Source organism: Kitasatospora sp. NPDC058184 (assembly GCF_042883725.1).
GTDB lineage: Bacteria > Actinomycetota > Actinomycetes > Streptomycetales > Streptomycetaceae > Kitasatospora.
Genome location: NZ_JBHVVE010000010.1, coordinates 16402 through 34255, shown reverse-complemented (window position 1 = coordinate 34255; position 17854 = coordinate 16402). Strand labels below are relative to the sequence as shown.

Sequence of the window (17854 nt, the reverse complement as noted above, 5' to 3'; positions counted from 1 at the left end):
CGCCGGAACCGCCGTACCAGACCCAAGGAGCAACACCCATGACCACACCGCGCCGAAGCGCCCGCCGCCTGGTCCGCCGCTGGTGGCCGGTGGTGCTCGCGGTTCCGCTGGGCGCCGCGGTCGGCGCCGGGTACGCCGTCGCCGCGTCCCCGTCGTACGCCGCGAACGCCTACGTCCTCGTGGTCGCGCAGAACCCCGGGGAGGCCGCGATCGCGACCAACTTCGCCCAGGCGTACGGCCGGCTGGCCGGGCAGCCGCAGGTGCTCGGGGTGGCAGCCGCCGAGACCGGCCACACCCGGTCCGAGCTGGAGGCCCTGGTGCACGGGACGACCTCCCCGGACGCCCCGATGATCGAGATCACCGGGACCGGGGAGCGACCCCAGGAGGCCGCCCGGACGGCCGACGCGGTGGCCCGCTCGCTGGTCGCCTTCGCCAACACCAGCAGCAAGGACACCAACGTCCGGCTGGTGACGCTCTCCCCGGCCGCCGCGCCGGACAGGCCGACCACGCCGTCCGGGAAGCTGGACGTCGCGGTCGGCGGCGCGACCGGGCTGCTGCTGGGCGCGCTGGTGATGATGACCCGGCGCCGGGGTGCCCCGGCGGCGCCGGAGGCCGTCGAGAGCCCCGCGACGCCGCAGGAGCCGCAGGTGCCGCGGGCCGCGCGGGTGCCGCAGGCCCCCGCCGCGTCCGCGCCGGTGGCCGTCCCGGCGACCCCGCGCCCGCGCCGCGAGGAGCCGGCCGGGGCCGGGACCGAGCCCAAGCCCGACGCCGGCCCCAAGGCCGCGCCCAAGACCGAGGCCGAGCCCGAGGCCGAGCCCAAGGCCGAGCCCAAGGCCGGGACCAAGAGCGTGAAGGCCCCGGTGAAGGCCCCGGTGAAGGCTGAGAAGAAGCCCGCCGGGAAGCCCGCCGCGAAGGCCGACACGCAGGCCGCCGCCGAGCCCCCGGCGGCGGAGCAGCCCCCGGCCGAGGCGCCGGCCCCCGCCACCGCGGAGCAGGCCCCCGCCCGGCAGCAGGCCCCGGTCGGGGGCGGTCGATGAGCACCGAGACCCGCAGAGGCGGCCTGCCCGCCCAGGCGACGGCGCCGGCCTGGACCACCGAGCTGCGCTGCCAGGACGACGCCCTGGACGCCCTCGCCGAGGAGTGGGACGACCTGGCCGCCCGCTGCCGGACCGCCACCTTCTTCCAGGCCGCCGACTGGCAGCGCTCCTGGTGGCGCCACTACGGCCGCCCCGGCGGCCTGCTCGTGGTGCTGGTCCGCCGGGACGGCCGGCTGGTCGGCGCGGGCGCCTTCGTGCGCCGCGGCGGGCCGCTCGGTGGCCTGACCGGCCTCGGCGGCGGGTTGGTCGACTACACCGACGTCCTGCTCGACGACGAGTGCGCCGACCGGGCCGCCGCCGAGTTCGCCGCCGCGCTCCCGCTCACCCGCCCCTGGCACTGGCTGGAGCTGCGCGAGGTGCACCCCGAGGCGGCGGTGCACCGGGTGTACGGGCACTGGCGCGGCAGCCGCCGCCGCTACCAGGACTCCCTCTGCCAGTACCTGCCGGCCGTCCCGATGGACCGGCTGCTCAAGCGGGTGCCCGGCAAGACCGCCCAGCGCAGCCGGGTGAAGCTCCGCAAGATCGCCGAGGCCGGGGTGGAGGTCCGCTCGACCCCGGTGGCGGAGGTGCCGCAGGCGCTGGACGCGATGCTGCGGCTGCACTTCCTGCAGTGGCAGGCGCGCGGCGTCACGCCCGAGCACCGCACCGAGCGGTTCGCCCGGCACCTGGCCGAGTCCAGCACCGGACTGGTCGCCGCCGGCCGGGCCGCCGTCCACCAGTTCCACCTGGACGGCCAGCTGGTCGCGGTCAACCTGCTGCTGCTCTGCCCGTCCTTCGGCGGGCTGTACATGTACGGGGCGCACCCGGTGCTGCGCGAGCGGCTGGACATCGCCGGACTGCTGTTCAGCGCGGCGCTGGACGAGACGGTCGGCGCCGGCGTCCCGCTGCTCGGCCTGCTGCGCGGCCAGGAGCCGTACAAGCAGCGCTGGCGGCCGGACCAGCTGGCCAACCAGCGGCTGCTGCTCGGCCCGGCGGGGGCGGCACCGGCGGCCGCCGTCCGGGCCGGGGCGGTGCGCGCCCGGCAGGCGGCGGCGCACCAGCTGCGCACCCGCTTCCCCCGCCTCAAGGAGGCGCTGCTGGCCCGCCGCCGCAGCTGACCGCTCAGTGCCGGGCGTGCCGCGCGCCGCCCGTCGGCTTGTGCGTCGGCTTGGGGGCCGTCGGACGGGTCGACGGGCTCGCCGCCCGGCTCGGGGTGGCGCCACCCCCGGGCACGGCGGGGGCGGCGGGTACGGCGGGCGCGTCCGGCGGGTCCTCCGGAGCCGGTGCCGGGGCGGTGGGCGGCGCCGGCACCCCTTCCGGCGCCGGGGCCCCCTTCGAACCGGACATCAGCTGCTTGAACGTCGTCGCCGAGCGGGGATTGCGGTCGCACTCGAAGAAGCCGTGCGGACAGTAGTCGGTGACGGTCTGGTAGGCGGTGTCGTGGGTGCGGATCCAGTCGACCATCCGGCGCACGTACTCGGGGTTGTCGCCGTTGCGGAACAGCCCCCACTCCGGGTACGAGACCGGCTTGCCGCGCTTGGCGGCGAACTCCACCTGGTCCTGGAGGCCGTACGGCTCGCGCACGTAGTCGTCGAAGGTGCCGCCGGCGGGCTGGTCGTAGCTGTCCATGCCGATGATGTCGACCACGTCGTCGCCGGGGTAGCACTTGGTCCACGGGACGGCGTCCAGGCCCCGGCTGGGGGCGAAGTCGAAGCGGAAGCGCTGGCCGGGCACCGAGCGCATCACCCCGACGATCCGCCGCCAGTACGCCTTCCACGCGGACGGGTCGGGCTTGCAGCGGTGGGTGTAGGTGGTGCCGTTCATCTCCCAGCCGAGCGTGAGCACGGTGTCCGCGCCGCCCAGCGCGACCAGCCGGCGCGCGAGCTTGAGGAAGTGCGCGTCGAAGTCCCCGCGCTCCCCCTGGGCGAGCAGCCTGGCGACCTCGCCGTCCGGCACGTTCGCCTCGTTGGGCACCAGCATCGGCACGCCGAGCACCAGCAGCCGGGACGGGTCGGCCTGCCGCCACTGCGACCAGAGGCCGAGCACCATCGCCTCGCCCTCGATGTCGCTCCAGTCGTTGCCCGCCAGATAGGTGTGGCCGACCTGCATGTTCGCGTCGCCGAGCCACTGCGCGTACTGGCGGATCTGCGGGATGTGGTTGTCCCAGGAGCCGACGAAGGCGCCGAACGGCGGCTCGTGGTTCGGGCGCTGGACCGGAGGGCGGGGGGCCGCGCCGCGCGGCTCGACGGCGTCCGAGGAGAGGGTGTGCCGTTCGGTCTGGCTGAACGGCGTCCCCGCCGGGACGCTGGCCGTGGCCATCAGCAGCAGGGTGGCGGCGGCCAGCGTCAGGCGGCCGATTCGCATGGTGCTCTCCTCCGGACGTCGCGTGGGCGGGGCGCACGGTCTCGGCGTGGACGGACCGTGACGCCCCGCTGGCCGACAGTAGGCCCGAAGGGGGACGAAAAAGCCGAATGTCACCCTAAAGTGGGCGCCATTCGAACGCCGTCTGCCGCAACGACCGGCGGCCGGTGCTCAGGTATCAGATCTGTAACGGTCCGGCCGGGCCAGTCCGGCCCGCTCCGGCGGACCCGGCGGAGCGGCCACGGCCCCGACGGCGCAGGTGGGCGGGCGGGCGCGCGGGGAGGGCGCGCGGGGCCCGGCGGACGCCCGGCGGGGCCCGGCGGCGGCGGAACCGGGCTGACTCGCGTACCCGGTGAAAGGTACGCTCCGGCCGTGTCCTGGAAGCCTCTGCGTGTACTGACCCCCCGCTCGATCCTGCCTGCCTCGGCGGTGGTGCTGGTCCTTGCGGCCGGGGCGGCGGCGCACGCGAACAAGCCGGTGCCGTTCGGCGACCGGGTCGCGGGACCGGGCGACGCGGGGGCGACGCCGGTGAACTCCGAGTCGCTCGGCTCGGCCGACCTCGACCTGCGGGTGGGCCCGGGCCTGGAGGCCTTCCACCAGCAGACCGGCGAGCAGGCCTGGTCCTACCGCCGCGAGGGCGTCGAGGCGCTCTACCTGGCGATGGCCGGCGACAACGCGATCGTGGTCTGGGACGACGGCATGGTCACCTCGGTGCGCCCCGGCGACCACGAGGTGCGCTGGCACCGGGTGGTGCCCGGCCTGGCCGACTGGCTGCACGGCGACGGCGAGCCCGGCGCCGACAAGCGGACCGACGCCCAGCGCAAGGCGCTCGCCAAGCAGCGGGCCGCGGCCGCGCTGCACACCGTCCAGCGGGACGGCTCGCCCTGGCTGGCCCTGGTCACCCCGAACCTCACCATGGGCCTGCGCGACGCCGACGGCGACCTGCGCTACAACGACAAGCCCTCCGGCGGCTGCGTCTACGACCCGCTGCGCGCCGTCCACACCGACTACGCCGTGCTGATCCCGCGCACCTGCACCAACAGCGGCGGGCAGGCCGTCTCCGGCGGCATCACCGGCTACCGGCTGGACAGCAACGGCTGGTCGACGAGCACCGGCCCGACGGCCACGGTCAAGGTGCTGGACCGCAGCCGGGTGGAGATCACCGACGGCCCGGTCGTCCCGCCCCGGGTGTTCGACACCAAGGCGGCCGCGCCCGAGACGGCCTGCGGCAGCGTGGGGGCGCCGTTCGCGGCGGTCCGGCCGCAGGGCGGCTGCGCGGCGGACCCGGCCGCGGGCCAGGACCCGGCCGGGAACCCGACCCCGGACGCTCCGGCGGCCGCCGGAGCCCCCGCTGGAGACCAGCCGGCCGGGCAGCCCCAGTAGCCGGGACGGCCCCCGGTCGGTGGGCCGGCGGGCCGGTGGATACCCCTGGGCGGTACTTCCCCGGGGGCGGTACGGGGCCCGGTAGACTTGCCGTCATGGCTATCTTCTCCGGGCAATAGCGGGCGGCGGCGCCGCGAGGGCCGCGCCGACCGCCGATGAAGCCCCCCTCATGCCAACCCGGCCCCGGGTCCGTCGCACCCGGCCGCCCGCCCACGTCCCAGGAGTAGTCCCCAGCCATGATTTCCGCCAACGCCCTCGAACTGCGTGCCGGTGCCCGGATCCTGATCGAGTCCGCGAGCTTCAAGGTCGCCGCCGGTGACCGGATCGGCCTGGTCGGCCGCAACGGCGCCGGCAAGACGACGCTCACCAAGGTGCTGGCCGGCGAGGGCCTGCCGGCCGCCGGAACCGTCACCCGTTCGGGCGAGGTCGGCTACCTCCCGCAGGACCCGCGCACCGGCGACCTGGACGTCCTCGCCAAGGACCGCATCCTGTCCGCCCGCGGCCTCGACACCGTGCTGAAGAAGATGCGCGAGAACGAGGACCGGATGGCCAACGGCCAGGGCGCCACCCGGGACAACGCGATGAAGAAGTACGCCCGGCTGGAGACCGAGTTCCTCACCAAGGGCGGGTACGCCGCCGAGGCCGAGGCCGCCACCATCGCCGCCGCGCTGGGCCTGCCGGACCGCATCCTCGCCCAGCCGCTGCACACCCTCTCCGGTGGTCAGCGCCGCCGCGTCGAGCTCGCCCGGATCCTCTTCTCGGACTCCGACGTGCTGCTGCTCGACGAGCCCACCAACCACCTGGACGCGGACTCGATCGTCTGGCTGCGGGACTTCCTGAAGACCTACAAGGGCGGCTTCATCGTCATCTCGCACGACGTCGACCTGGTCGAGACGGTCGTCAACAAGGTCTTCTACCTGGACGCCAACCGCTCCGCCATCGACGTCTACAACATGGGCTGGAAGCAGTACCAGCAGCAGCGCGAGGACGACGAGAAGCGCCGCAAGCGCGAGCGCGCCAACGCCGAGAAGAAGGCCGCGACCCTGAACGCGCAGGCCGACAAGATGCGCGCCAAGGCGACCAAGACGGTGGCCGCGCAGAACATGGCCCGCCGCGCCGACAAGCTGCTCTCCGGCCTGGAGCAGGTCCGGGTGAACGACAAGGTCGCCAAGCTGCGCTTCCCCGACCCGGCCCCCTGCGGCAAGACCCCGCTGACCGCCAGCGGCCTGTCCAAGTCCTACGGCTCGCTGGAGATCTTCACCGACGTCGACCTGGCGATCGACCGGGGCTCCCGGGTCGTCGTGCTGGGCTTCAACGGCGCCGGCAAGACCACCCTGCTGCGGATGCTGGCCGGGGTGGAGGCGCCGGACACCGGCGAGGTGATCCCGGGCCACGGCCTGAAGATCGGCTACTACGCCCAGGAGCACGAGACGCTCGACCCGGACCGCAGCGTCCTGGAGAACATGCGCTCGGCCGCGCCGGACACCGACCTGGTGCAGATCCGCAAGATCCTCGGCTCCTTCCTGTTCTCCGGGGACGACGTGGACAAGCCGGCCGGGGTGCTCTCCGGTGGTGAGAAGACCCGTCTGGCGCTGGCCACCCTGGTGGTCTCCTCTGCCAACGTGCTGCTGCTCGACGAGCCCACCAACAACCTCGACCCGGCCAGCCGCGAGGAGATCCTGGGCGCGCTGCGCGAGTTCTCCGGCGCCGTCGTGCTGGTCACCCACGACGAGGGCGCGGTCGAGGCGCTCGACCCGGAGCGGATCATCCTGCTGCCGGACGGCGTGGAGGACCTGTGGAACCCGGGCTACGCCGATCTGGTCTCGCTGGCCTGACCGGAAGTAGACGCGAGATCCGCTTTTTGGATGAGAATATCTAGTCCTTTCGGCGTGTCCGGGAATGAAGTAGACCTGGATTCCGTTTAAGGACTTTCCGTCGGCCCGCCACTCGATCGTGGTCGGGCCGACGCTGCTGATCAGCTCCTTTTCGGCAAACGGCGGCATCAGTCCGGGGGCGCGCACTCTGTGTGAGCGCCCTGCTGCGCTCGGATCACCACCGGTGGACCACGCAATTCCGACATCGACCTTGTCGAATGGGTGGCCAGGACGCGGTGGATGGGTGATCATGGGAATCTGACCGAGCAACGCTACGAGGAGGCACGGGTGGCCGAGACTCTGAAAAAGGGCAGCCGGGTGACCGGTGCCGCGCGTGAGAAGCTCGCGGCCGATCTCAAGAAGAAGTACGACTCCGGGGCGAGCATTCGCGCTCTCGCGGAGGAGACCGGTCGTTCGTACGGCTTCGTGCACCGGATGCTGAGCGAATCCGGAGTCATTCTCCGGGGCCGCGGCGGTGCCACGCGGGGCAAGAACAAAGCGACTGCCGGGGCCAGTTCCTGACGGTTCGTCAGCCATTGGCTGGATGACGCGGCGGCAGGACGCCGACCGAGGAGACGACGGTTGACCATTCAGCCGGGCGTCCGCCCTCGGGTCGTGTGGACCGGCCGCCGATCGTCATGTCCGGGGTGTCGTCCGTCCCCCGTTTTCCGAAGTCCGTTCATTTCTCCCGGGACCGTGCCCTTCGTTCCCTCGCCGAGTGCCCCGGGTCCCGTCGATCCTTCCCGGTCGGGGCCCCTGCCCTTGCGCGTCGAGGTTTGTTACTCTCCGGTAGCCACGTCCCTCGCCACCGGAGGTTCCCCGCATGACCGCTCCCGCCACCGACCCGCAGGCCCCGAGCTGGGAGCGGGACGGCGTCCGCCTGGAGATCGACGGTGAACTCGCCGTCGTCACCCTGTGCCGACCCAAGCGGCGCAACGCCCAGTCGCCCGCGCTCTGGCGCGCCCTCGCCGCCGCCGGGTGCGACCTTCCCGGCAGCGTCCGGGTGGTGCTGCTGCGCGCGGAGGGGGTCTCCTTCTCCGCCGGGCTGGACCGGGCCATGTTCACCCCCGAGGGCATCCCGGGCGAGCCCACCTTCCTCCAGCTCGCCGCCTCCACCGACCAGGAGCTGGACGCCGCCATCGCCTCGTACCAGGAGGCCTTCACCTGGTGGCGCCGTCCGGATCTGATCTCCATCGCGGCGGTCCAGGGCCACGCCGTCGGCGCGGGCTTCCAGCTGGCCCTCGGCTGCGACCTGCGGGTGGTCGCCGAGGATGTCCAGTTCGCGATGAAGGAGACCTCGCTGGGCCTCGTCCCGGACCTGGCCGGCACCAAGCCGCTCACCGAACTCGTCGGCTACGCGCGGGCGCTGGAGATCTGCGCGACCGGCCGCTGGGTGGGGGCCGAGGAGGCCGCCGCGATCGGACTGGCCAACCTGGTGGTGCCGGGCGAGGAGCTGGACGCCGCCGCCCGGGACCTCGCGGCGGCCCTGCTGGCCGCTCCGCGCGGCGCGGTGATCGAGACCAAGGCGCTGCTGCAGGGTGCCGCCGGGCGCTCCTTCGACGAGCAGCGTTCGGCCGAACGGGCGGCGCAGGCCCGTCGGCTGCGGGAGCTCGCCGGGATCGGCGACTGACCGCACGGTGATGACGCGGGGCCCGGCCCGGGGAGATTCCCCCGGGCCGGGCCCTTTCCCGTGCCGGGGGAGGGCCGCCGGTGCTCGCCGGGCGGGGATCGTGGCGAAATGCCAGAGTTGGGGAGGTTTGCGATATAGCTGGTGCCGTACGACGGGAGAAGCACCCATGCCTGACACTCCGACGCCCGCGACCATGCCCAAGCACACCGGCAGCGGCAGCGCCCCGAACCCCGGTCCGCCGGGGGCCGGCGGCGGTGCCAAGCCGGTGGGGGAGCGTGGCCGCACCGCGCTGGCCGTCGGCGTGGTGGAGAAGATCGCCGGGATGGCGGCCCGCGAGGTCGCCGGGATCCACGCGCTCGGCTCCGGGCTCGCCCGCACCTTCGGCGCGATGCGGGACCGGGTGCCCGGCGGCAAGCCCAGCGTCGGGCGGGGCATCAAGGCGGAGGTCGGCGAGAAGCAGACCGCGATCGACATCGCCCTGGTGGTCGAGTACGGCGTGGTCATTCCCGAACTCGCCCGCCAGGTGCGGGAGAACATCATCAACGCGGTGGAACGGATGACCGGCCTGGAGGTCGTCGAGGTCAACATCGCGGTCAACGACGTCCACCTCCCGGACGAACCGGAGTTCGAGGAGGAAGAGGAGCCGGTGGCGCCCTCCGGGCAGCGGCCGAAGCTCAAGTAGCGCGTTCGGCGGCGGGCCGACGGCGGACCCGACGAGGCAGCGGGACACGAGGGAGTAGCGGATGAACCTGGCCATCGTCGGCCTGGTGGTGGGCATGGCCCTCGGCTTCGCCGGGTACTTCGGCGGGTTCGCGGCCTTCCTGCTGGTGGCCGCGCTCGGGCTGGTCGGATTCGTGCTCGGGCGCCTGCTGGAGGGCGACATCGAGCTGGGCGAACTCGGGGACCTGCTCCGCGGCCGCGACCGGCGCCGCTGATGGCGGGCCCCGCGTCGGCTCCGGCCGCGCTCTCCGGGTCGGGTTCCGTGCCGGGCCCCGGCCCGGGTTCCGGTTCCGGTTCCGTGCCGGGGCGCCGGGGGCGGCTCCGGGTCGCCGACCGGGTGTACGCGCGGATCGCGGCCCGGGCCGTCCGGGAGGTGCTGACCGAGGCCTGGCCCGCCGGGCGGGCGAAGGGGGCGCCGCCGCACGTCTCGGTGACCGTACCGGGGAGCACGGTGACGGTCCGGGTGGCGGTCGAGCTGCCGTTCCCCTCGGACATCGCGGCGCTGGCCGGGGCTGTTCGGACGCGGATCGCGGAGCGGGTGGTGGGGCTGACCGGGACGAGGGTGTCGGAAGTCGTCGTCGTGGTCGAGAAGTTGGTGACGGGGGGCGCCTCGTGACCGAGGAGGTGCCCGGAACGGCGGCGGTGCCGGGGGCCCGGCCGGAGAAGGTCAGGCGGCTGCGGGCGCCCCGTACGGCCGCGGCGGCCCTGGTGGCGACGGCGGTGCTGGTGGTGGCGGGGGCGCTGCTGTACGACGTGGTCGCCGTACGGGTGGGGCAGCCGGCGCGGCGGTGGCGGGCGCAGATCGCGGACGAGCTGGCGACCCGCCACCTCGACGACCTGGCGGTGCTGGTGGGGGCCGGAGCGGCGACCGCGCTCGGCGGGTGGCTGCTGTGGCTCGCCGTCGCGCCCGGGCTGCGGCGGTGGCTCGTGCTGCGGCCCTACGGGGGGACGACCGCGGCCGTCGACCGGGCCGGGGTCGGACACCTGCTGGCGGACCGGGCGGCGGGCCTGGACGGGATCGACCGCCTGCGGATCCGGGTCGGGCGGCGGCGGGTCCGGATCTCGCTGGAGGGGCTGGCGGACCCGGCGCTGGTGCAGCGGCAGTTGCGGGACGAGCTGGAGCGGGTGGGGCTGGGGCGGCCGCTGCGGCTGGACGTGCGGACGGGGCGGGGGGCCGGGGGCGTGGTGGGGGAGGACCCGGGGGCGGGGACCACCGGTTCCGGGACGGGGGCCGGGGCGGCTGGCGGCGAGGGGGCGGCCGGGTGAGGAGGACGGTCGTCAACCGGGTGGTGCTGGGGGTGGTGGGGGCGGTGCTGCTGGCGGCCGGGGTGCTGGTGCTGGCGGGCGGGCTCGACCTGTACCGGCGGCTGGGCGTCCACCCGCCGCAGTGGTGGCCGCTTACCTCACCCGACCAGCCGGTGGTGAGCGCGCGTTCCCGGGGGCGGTGGGTGGCGTCGTCGTGGTGGTGGCCGACGGTGATCGGCGGACTGACCGCCCTGGTGGCGGGGATGGCGTGGTGGCTGGTGGCGCAGCTGCGGCGCAGCGGGCTGTCGAGCATCGCGGTGCCGACGCCGGGGGTGAGCGGGCTGCGGCTGCGGGTCGGTGCGCGGGCGTTGGAGGAGGCGCTGGAGAACGGGACGGCGGTGCTGCCGGACGTCGAACGGGCCGGGGTGCGGCTGGTGCGGGCGCCGGGGCACCCGAGGCTGCGCGGGGCGGTGCGGCTGCGGCCGGGCGGGGATCCGGCCGCGCTGGTGGAGCACTTCGAGGACGGGCCCCGGACGGACGCGTGCGGGAGCCTGCGGCTGGCGGAGCTGCCGGCCGACCTGCGGATCCGGGTCCTCCAGGCGGCCCACGCCGAGCCGCGGCCCGGGCGGGGGCGGCGCGGTCGGCGGGGGCGCGGGCAGGCGCGGGTGGAGTAGGCGGGTCGGGCTCAGAGGCCGCGGAGGGCGCCGCCGTCGACGGGGACCATGATGCCGGTCAGGTAGGAGGCGGCGGGGGAGAGCAGGAAGGCGGCGACCTTGCCGAACTCCTCGGGGGTGCCGTAGCGGCCCAGCGGGATCGAGGCGGTGGCCTGGGCGCGGGCCGCGTCGGGGTCGGCGGCGAGGCCGTCGAGCTCGCGGACCCGGTCGGTGTCGATCCGGGCCGGGAGCAGGCCGAGCACCCGGATGCCGCGCGGGCCGAGCTCGTCGGCGAGGGCCTTGGCGGCCATGGCGAGACCCGGGCGCAGACCGTTGGAGATGCCCAGGCCGGGGATCGGCTGGCGGACCGAGCTGGAGAGCACGAAGGCGATCACCCCGCCGTCGGGGAGCGCGGCGGCGGTGGCGCGGGCGAGGCGCAGGGCGCCGAGGAAGACGGACTCGAAGGCGTCCCGCCAGGCCTCCTCGGGGGTGGTCTCCACGGGGCCGGCCTGGGGGCCGCCGACGCTGATCAGGATGCCGTCGAGCCGGCCGAAGCGGTGCCGGGCCTCGGCGATGAGGCGCTCGGGGGTGTCGGGGTCGGCGTTGTCGGCGACGAGGCCGTGGGCGGTGCCGAGGGTCTCGAGCCCGGCGACGGCGGTGTCGACGGCTTGCCGGGTGCGGCCGCTGACGAGCACGCGGGCGCCGTCGGCGACGAGTTCGCGGGCGCTCGCGAGGCCGAGGCCCCGGGTGGCGCCGGTGACGATGTAGGCCTTGTCCTTCAGTCCGAGATCCATGGGGACATAGTGCCCGGTGTGGAGGGTGGGGAGCGGGTCGAGGGGGCTGGCGTTGACGCCGGGGGGAAGGTTTACGGTCGTCGTCGGAAGTGCGGGAGGAGTGGTTCGGCATGCGGATCGGGGAGTTGGCGGAGCGGGCGGGGACGACCACGCGGGCGTTGCGGTACTACGAGCAGTTGGGGTTGTTGCCGGCCCGGCGGGCGGGCAACGGGTACCGGGCGTACGACGAGGCGGACCTCAGGCTGCTGCGCGAGATCCGGATGCTGCAGGACTTCGGGTTCGGGCTGGAGGAGACCAGGCCGTTCGTGGAGTGCCTGCGGGCGGGGCACCCGGAAGGGGACTCGTGTCCGGCCTCGCTGGAGGTGTACCGGCGGAAGCTGGGGGAGCTGGACGAGTGCATCGCCCGGCTCCAGGACGTAAGGGCGCAGGTGGCGGGGCAGTTCGACCGGGCCGTACGGGCGCGGGACGAGCTGGCCGCCGTCGAGGAACCGCCCCATTGTGAACTGGCGAAGGAGTAGACGGTGGTGGAGATCGCGGGTGTGCCGGCGGTGACGGACGAGACGTTCGCCGCGGAGGTGCTGGCGGCCGAGGGTCCGGTGCTGGTGGACTTCACGGCGGACTGGTGCCCGCCCTGCCGGATGATGGCGCCGGTGCTGGCGGACATCGCGCGGGAGGAGGCGCACCGGGTGCGGGTGGTGAGCCTGGACGTGGACCACAACCCGCGGACCCAGGCGGCGTACGGGGTGCTGTCGATGCCGACGCTGATGGTGTTCCGGGGCGGGCAGCCGGTGCGGTCGGTGGTGGGGGCGCGGGCGAAGGCGCGGCTGCTGCGGGAGCTGGAGGACGTCCTCTAGGCGGGGACGGCGTCGAGCGGGACCTCGGCCTCGGCGGCCTGCTTGGCGCGGTCCTTGGCCTCGCGGCGGGCGAGGACCCAGACGCCGACCGGGATCATCGCGGTGAACAGCCACCACTGGATGGCGTAGGCCATGTGCGGGCCGATGTCGGAGTGGTTGGGCTCGGGGACCAGCTGGGGCTGGTCGGCCGGGGCCGGGGTGGTGCCGGCGAGTTCGAGGTAGCCGCCGAGGAGGGGGGCGCCCGTCCGCTTGGCCTGCTCGTCGGTGTTGATCAGGTTGAACTGGCGGTCGGGCAGGCCGGTGCGGTCCTTGATGCCGCTGGCGCCGTAGGTCTCCTCGGCGCGCAGGCGGCCGGTGAGGGCGACCTCGCCGGCCGGGGTGGCCGGGACGGGCGGGTACTCGGTGGCGCCGTTGCCGGAGGCGACCCAGCCGCGGTTGACCAGGAGGGTGCCCTTGCCGTCGGCGAGCCGGAACGGGGTCACGACGAAGTAGCCGATGGTCCCGCTGGAGTCGGTCCGCTTGCGGACCACGAACTCGTGTGCCGGGTCGTACTGTCCGGTGGCGGTCACCGTGCGCCAGGTGAGGTCCTTGGGGACCGCGAAGCCGGGGGTCGGCGACAGGGTGTCGAAGGGGACCGGCGCGGCCGTGAGGGCCTGGCCGATCAGCTCGTTCCGGGCCACCCGTGCCTCGTGGCGGTGAAGCTGCCAGAAGCCCAGCTTGATCGTCGCGGGGATCAGCAGCAGCGCGACCAGCATGGTGATCAGCCACTGTCGGGTCAGCAGAAAACGGTACACATGGGAACGGTACGCCGACCTCACAACGGGCTCACGCACCGGGGTGCGGGGCGACCTCGCGCAGCAGTTGGAGGAAGGCGTCCTCGCCGACGACGGGGGTGCCGACCTCGCGGGCCTTGCGGGCCTTGCCGCTCCAGCTGTCCGGCTCGTTGGTGACCAGCAGGCTGGTGAGGCGGCTCACCGAGGTGGCGATGTGCAGGCCGGCCTCGACCGCGCGGTCCTCCAGGACCTCGCGGTCGGTGGCGGTGTCGCCGGTGATGGCCACCCGCATGCCCTGGACCAGCGGCTTGCCGTCCTGCCAGCGCCCCGGGTTGGGGTACGGGCAGGGCGGGCGCTTCTTGGCCTGGCGGTACGAGGCGCCGGTCCAGTTGCCGCGGCCGGGGGCGGCGGGCTCCTCCTCACCGAGGTCGGTGACCGCGACGCAGTTCTGCAGCGGCAGCGGCACGCCGCCGTCGCGGGCGAGGTGCAGGCTGGGGCGGAAGGCCTCGGCGAGCACCCGGGCGTCGTCCAGGGCGTTGTGGGCGTGGCGCTGCCGGACGCCGAAGTGGGCGGCGAGCGAGGACAGCTTGCCGTTGGGCAGCGGCAGGCGCAGGTCGCGGGAGAGGACCATGGTGCACAGCCGCTGCTCGACCGGGGCGCGCAGGCCGGCCCGCGAGAACTCGCGGGAGATCATGTTCCAGTCGAAGAGCGCGTTGTGCGCGACCAGGACGCGGTCGTGCAGGCGCGCGGCGAACTCCTCGGCGATCTGCGGGAAGGTCGGGGCGGTGGCGAGCAGCTCGGCGGTGAGGCCGTGGATCCAGACCGGGCCGGGGTCCCGCTCGGGGTTGACCAGGGTGTACCAGTGGTCGACGACCTCGCCGTCCGGGTCCAGCTGGTAGACGCCCGCCGAGATGACGCGGTCCGAGCGGCCGAGACCGGTGGTCTCGACGTCGACGACCGCGAAGCCCCCGGCGGGGGCGGCGGAGCGCTGCGCGGGGACCGGGGCGGTCCGCGGCGCTCCGTACGTCTCGGGCTGGATCGGTTGCATGGTCCAACAGGATAAGGGGCCGGGCGGGGGGCTCCGGCCGGAATGTTCCGACCGACCGGCCGGAATAGAGTGGTCAGCGGGGGTGTCGTACACCTGGTCGAGACCGTTCAGCTAAGGAACAGCGCATGCGTGCCACCGTGATTCACGGCCCCAACGACATCCGGATCGAAGAAGTCCCGGACCCGGTGATCCAGTACCCGACGGACGTGGTGCTCCGGGTGGTGAACGCCTGTATCTGCGGCAGCGACCTGTGGGCGTACCGCGGGGTCGCGCAGCGGGTGGCCGGGCAGCGGATCGGGCACGAGTTCCTCGGCGTGGTCGAGGATGTCGGTGCCGAGGTGCGCGGCTTCGCCAAGGGCGACTTCGTGGTGGCGCCGTTCGTCTGGTCGGACGGCGTGTGTGACTTCTGTCTCGAAGGCCTCCAGACCTCCTGCCCGCACGGCGGGTTCTGGGGGCAGGTCGGTTCGGACGGCGGCCAGGGCGAGGCGGTGCGGGTGCCGTTCGCGGACGGGACGCTGGTGAAGCTGCCGAAGGAGGCGGCGGGCGACGAGAAGCTGCTGCCCGGGCTGCTGGCGCTGTCCGACGTGATGTCCACCGGGCACCACGCGGCGGTCTCGGCGCGGGTGCGGCCCGGGGCGACGGTCGCGGTGGTCGGCGACGGCGCGGTGGGCCTGTGCGGCGTCCTGGCGGCGCACCGGCTGGGCGCGGGCCGGATCATCGCGCTGGGCCGGCACACGGCCCGCACCGAGCTGGCCCGCCGCTTCGGTGCGACGGACGTGGTGGCGGAGCGCGGCGAGGCCGCGGTCGAGGCGGTGAAGGAGCTGACCGGCGGGCAGGGCGCGCACGCGGTGCTGGAGGCGGTCGGCACCGAGGAGTCGATGCGGACGGCCGTCTCGATAGCCCGGGACGGCGGCGCGGTGGGCTACGTCGGGGTGCCGCACGGCGGCAGCGCGGGCGTCGACATCGGTCAGATGTTCGGCCGGAACGTTTCGCTGAACGGCGGCGTCGCCCCGGCCCGCGCGTACATCCCCGAGCTGCTGCCGGACGTCCTCTCGGGCGCCATCGAGCCGGGCCTGGTCTTCGACCGGACCGTCGGCCTGGACGGCGTTCCGGACGGCTACCGCGCGATGGACGACCGCTCGGCCCTGAAGGTGCGGATCGCCTTCTGAGGCGTCGGCCTCCCGGCTCCGGCCCGTGCCGCCCCGTTCGGGGCGCGGCACGGGCCGGAGCCGTTCTCCGGGGAGGTTCCGGGGGCCGATCGTGGGCGGTGCGGTCGCTGGGATGGGCTGTTTTTCGGCCAATCGGATGGTGCGAGGGGGTGAACGGTCGACTGATCGCGGTCAACCCCTTCCGGGGCGGGCAGGACGCTCCTAGCATTGCGCGGCGCACACCAGACATGTGACGCCCCTCACGTTCGATCGTTCCCCCCGTGTGACAAATACGCCGAAGGAGTGAGACAGCGTGGATTCGCCGCCGCTCACCACCACCGCCGCCACGGAAGCCCAACTCATCGACGACAGCGAGGAGTTCCGTACGCTGCGGCGCTCGTTCCGGAGCTTCGCCTTCCCGGTCACCATCGGCTTCGTGCTCTGGTACCTGTTCTACGTCCTGCTCTCCTGCTACGCCCCGGGACTGATGCGCACCAAGGTCCTCGGGCACGTCAACGTGGCCCTGGTCCTCGGGCTGCTGCAGTTCGTGACCACCTTCGCCATCGCCGCCTGGTACGCCCGCTACGCGGACCGGCGGATCGACCCGCCCGCCGCGGCGATCCGCGAGGCGCACGGCGCCGTCGTCCACGCTCCCCGGGAGTCCGCCGAATGAGCCTGCTCGCCAGCTCCGCCACCGAGCACCGCGGCCTGACGATGGCCCTGTTCGGCGTGTTCGTCCTCGCCACGCTCGGCATCACCGTCTGGGCCGGGCGGCAGACCAGGAGCGCCGCCGACTTCTACGCCGGCGGCCGCGGCTTCACCGGCTTCCAGAACGGCCTGGCCATCTCCGGCGACTACATGTCCGCCGCCTCCTTCCTCGGCATCGCCGGGACCATCGCGCTCAGCGGCTACGACGGCTTCCTCTACTCGATCGGCTTCCTGGTCGCCTGGCTGGTCGCCCTGCTGCTGATCGCCGAACCGCTGCGCAACTCCGGCCGCTTCACGATGGCGGACGTGCTCGCGTTCCGGATGCGCCAGCGCCCGGTGCGCACCGCGGCGGGCGTCTCCACCATCGTGGTGTCGATCTTCTACCTGCTCGCCCAGATGGTCGGCGCCGGCACCCTGGTGGCCCTGCTGCTGGGGGCCGAGGGGGGCGCCGCCAAGCGCTGGACCATCGTCGGGGTCGGCGCGCTGATGATCGTCTACGTGGTGATAGGAGGGATGAAGGGCACCACCTGGGTGCAGATCGTCAAGGCGGTGCTGCTGATCGCCGGCGCCGCGCTGATGACCGTCCTGGTGCTGGCCAAGTACCACTTCAACCCCTCCGAACTGCTCGGCGCGGCGGCGAGCGCGAGCGGCAAGGGCGAGGCCTTCCTCCAACCGGGGCAGAAGTACGGCAGCGGCACCGCCAAGCTCGACTTCATCAGCCTCGGCATCGCGCTGGTGCTCGGCACCGCCGGCCTGCCGCACATCCTGGTCCGCTTCTACACCGTGCCCACCGCCAAGGCGGCCCGGAAGTCGGTGCTCTGGGCGATCGGCATCATCGGCGTCTTCTACCTGATGACCCTGGCGCTCGGCTTCGGCGCGGCCGCGCTGGTCGGCTCCAAGGCGATCAAGGCGGCGAACGCGGCGGGCAACACCGCGGCCCCGCAGCTGGCCGAGGCGCTCGGCGGGGGCGCCGGGAGCACCGGCGGCGCGATCCTGCTCGCGGTGATCTCGGCGGTCGCCTTCGCCACCATCCTGGCCGTGGTCGCCGGGCTCACGCTCGCCTCCTCGGCCTCCTTCGCCCACGACCTCTACGCCAACGTGATCCGGCGCGGGAAGGCGAGCGAGAAGGAGGAGGTGCGGTCGGCGAAGTGGGCCGCGGTCGCGATCGGGGCGGTGGCGATCGTGCTCAGCCTCTTCGCGGACAAGCTCAACACCGCCGCCCTGGTCGCGCTGGCCTTCGCCGTCGCCGCCTCGGCGAACCTGCCCACCCTGCTCTACTCGCTGTTCTGGAAGCGCTTCACCACCGTCGGCGCGGTCAGCTCGGTCTACGCCGGACTGCTCACCTCGGTGACGCTGGTGGTCTTCTCCCCGGTGGTCTCCGGCGCGAAGACCTCGCTCTTCCCGCACTCCGACTTCCACTGGTTCCCGCTGGAGAACCCCGGCCTGGTCTCCATCCCGGTCGGCTTCCTGGCCGGCTGGCTCGGCACGCTGCTGTCCAGGGAACGCCCCGACGCGGCGAAGTACGCTGAACTGGAGGTCCGCTCGCTGACCGGGCTGGGCGCCCACTGATCGTCCCGCGATGACTAT

The 17854-nt window shown here is 74.0% G+C and carries 20 protein-coding genes; 16 read left to right on the top strand and 4 right to left on the bottom strand.

Annotated elements, in window-relative coordinates; genetic code table 11:
- The first annotated feature begins 38 nt into the window (after positions 1-38).
- Positions 39-1037 carry a Wzz/FepE/Etk N-terminal domain-containing protein gene (locus tag ACFVXH_RS20300; protein ID WP_387825703.1) on the top strand — a complete coding sequence of 333 codons (999 nt, stop codon included), beginning with the start codon at positions 39-41 and terminating at the stop codon, positions 1035-1037.
- Positions 1034-2194, top strand: coding sequence for a GNAT family N-acetyltransferase (locus ACFVXH_RS20295; RefSeq protein WP_387825700.1), 1161 nt, complete (start codon positions 1034-1036; stop codon positions 2192-2194). Before ACFVXH_RS20300 ends, ACFVXH_RS20295 begins: the two co-directional genes overlap by 4 nt.
- 4 nt (positions 2195-2198) lie before the next feature.
- On the opposite strand, the gene ACFVXH_RS20290 is transcribed toward ACFVXH_RS20295, so the two are convergent.
- Positions 2199-3440 (bottom strand): glycoside hydrolase family 26 protein, encoded by a 1242-nt coding sequence (locus tag ACFVXH_RS20290; RefSeq protein WP_375873298.1) that lies wholly within the window; start codon positions 3438-3440, stop codon positions 2199-2201.
- A 369-nt stretch (positions 3441-3809) separates the two neighbouring features.
- Between ACFVXH_RS20290 and ACFVXH_RS20285 the strand changes: the two genes are divergently transcribed.
- From ACFVXH_RS20285 to ACFVXH_RS20245, 9 genes are all read left to right on the top strand, one after another.
- Positions 3810-4820, top strand: coding sequence for a hypothetical protein (locus ACFVXH_RS20285; protein WP_387825697.1), 1011 nt, complete (start codon positions 3810-3812; stop codon positions 4818-4820).
- Between the two features lie 236 nt (positions 4821-5056).
- A complete protein-coding gene (locus tag ACFVXH_RS20280) occupies positions 5057-6655 on the top strand; it encodes an ABC-F family ATP-binding cassette domain-containing protein (RefSeq protein ID WP_049658446.1) in 1599 nt (532 codons plus the stop codon).
- 327 nt (positions 6656-6982) lie between these two features.
- On the top strand, positions 6983-7216 hold the full coding sequence (locus ACFVXH_RS20275) for a helix-turn-helix domain-containing protein (protein ID WP_049658450.1): 234 nt from the start codon (positions 6983-6985) through the stop codon (positions 7214-7216).
- Between the two features lie 301 nt (positions 7217-7517).
- The gene (locus tag ACFVXH_RS20270; protein WP_387825693.1) at positions 7518-8324 is read left to right on the top strand and encodes an enoyl-CoA hydratase/isomerase family protein; all 807 of its coding nucleotides are present in this window, start codon (positions 7518-7520) and stop codon (positions 8322-8324) included.
- Positions 8325-8517: 193 nt separating this feature from the next.
- A complete protein-coding gene (locus tag ACFVXH_RS20265) occupies positions 8518-9006 on the top strand; it encodes an Asp23/Gls24 family envelope stress response protein (RefSeq protein ID WP_074001607.1) in 489 nt (162 codons plus the stop codon).
- 61 nt (positions 9007-9067) lie between these two features.
- On the top strand, positions 9068-9259 hold the full coding sequence (locus ACFVXH_RS20260) for a hypothetical protein (protein ID WP_049658455.1): 192 nt from the start codon (positions 9068-9070) through the stop codon (positions 9257-9259).
- A gap of 83 nt (positions 9260-9342) precedes the next feature.
- Entirely contained in the window at positions 9343-9660 is a 318-nt protein-coding gene (locus ACFVXH_RS20255) for a hypothetical protein (protein ID WP_241852790.1), read from the top strand.
- Positions 9657-10310 carry a DUF6286 domain-containing protein gene (locus ACFVXH_RS20250; RefSeq protein WP_387825689.1) on the top strand — a complete coding sequence of 218 codons (654 nt, stop codon included), beginning with the start codon at positions 9657-9659 and terminating at the stop codon, positions 10308-10310. Before ACFVXH_RS20255 ends, ACFVXH_RS20250 begins: the two co-directional genes overlap by 4 nt.
- Positions 10307-10963, top strand: coding sequence for an alkaline shock response membrane anchor protein AmaP (locus tag ACFVXH_RS20245; RefSeq protein ID WP_143204497.1), 657 nt, complete (start codon positions 10307-10309; stop codon positions 10961-10963). The genes ACFVXH_RS20250 and ACFVXH_RS20245 overlap by 4 nt, the downstream gene beginning before the upstream one ends.
- 11 nt (positions 10964-10974) lie before the next feature.
- Here the strand turns inward: ACFVXH_RS20245 and ACFVXH_RS20240 are convergent, their stop codons facing one another.
- The gene (locus ACFVXH_RS20240) at positions 10975-11736 is read right to left on the bottom strand and encodes an SDR family oxidoreductase (protein ID WP_049653500.1); all 762 of its coding nucleotides are present in this window, start codon (positions 11734-11736) and stop codon (positions 10975-10977) included.
- A 110-nt stretch (positions 11737-11846) separates the two neighbouring features.
- Here ACFVXH_RS20240 and ACFVXH_RS20235 point away from each other — a divergent pair, with 110 nt between their 5' ends.
- Together ACFVXH_RS20235 and trxA are read left to right on the top strand one after the other, a co-directional pair.
- Positions 11847-12254: a MerR family transcriptional regulator gene (locus tag ACFVXH_RS20235; RefSeq protein ID WP_049653502.1), complete on the top strand. Its 408-nt coding sequence runs from the start codon at positions 11847-11849 to the stop codon at positions 12252-12254.
- 3 nt (positions 12255-12257) lie between these two features.
- A complete protein-coding gene (gene trxA / locus ACFVXH_RS20230) occupies positions 12258-12590 on the top strand; it encodes a thioredoxin (protein WP_049653505.1) in 333 nt (110 codons plus the stop codon).
- Here the strand turns inward: trxA and ACFVXH_RS20225 are convergent.
- On the bottom strand, positions 12587-13384 hold the full coding sequence (locus ACFVXH_RS20225) for an SURF1 family protein (protein WP_074001604.1): 798 nt from the start codon (positions 13382-13384) through the stop codon (positions 12587-12589). The genes trxA and ACFVXH_RS20225 overlap by 4 nt on opposite strands.
- A gap of 31 nt (positions 13385-13415) precedes the next feature.
- Entirely contained in the window at positions 13416-14411 is a 996-nt protein-coding gene (locus ACFVXH_RS20220) for a DEDDh family exonuclease (RefSeq protein WP_074001603.1), read from the bottom strand.
- Between the two features lie 125 nt (positions 14412-14536).
- Here ACFVXH_RS20220 and ACFVXH_RS20215 point away from each other — a divergent pair, with 125 nt between their 5' ends.
- The 3 genes from ACFVXH_RS20215 to ACFVXH_RS20205 all read left to right on the top strand — a co-directional run bounded on the left by ACFVXH_RS20215 (position 14537) and on the right by ACFVXH_RS20205 (position 17836).
- Positions 14537-15580 carry a zinc-dependent alcohol dehydrogenase family protein gene (locus ACFVXH_RS20215; protein WP_387825683.1) on the top strand — a complete coding sequence of 348 codons (1044 nt, stop codon included), beginning with the start codon at positions 14537-14539 and terminating at the stop codon, positions 15578-15580.
- A 292-nt stretch (positions 15581-15872) separates the two neighbouring features.
- Entirely contained in the window at positions 15873-16232 is a 360-nt protein-coding gene (locus ACFVXH_RS20210) for a DUF485 domain-containing protein (RefSeq protein ID WP_049653515.1), read from the top strand.
- Positions 16229-17836, top strand: coding sequence for a cation acetate symporter (locus tag ACFVXH_RS20205; protein ID WP_049653517.1), 1608 nt, complete (start codon positions 16229-16231; stop codon positions 17834-17836). The genes ACFVXH_RS20210 and ACFVXH_RS20205 overlap by 4 nt, the downstream gene beginning before the upstream one ends.
- Positions 17837-17854 lie beyond the last annotated feature (18 nt).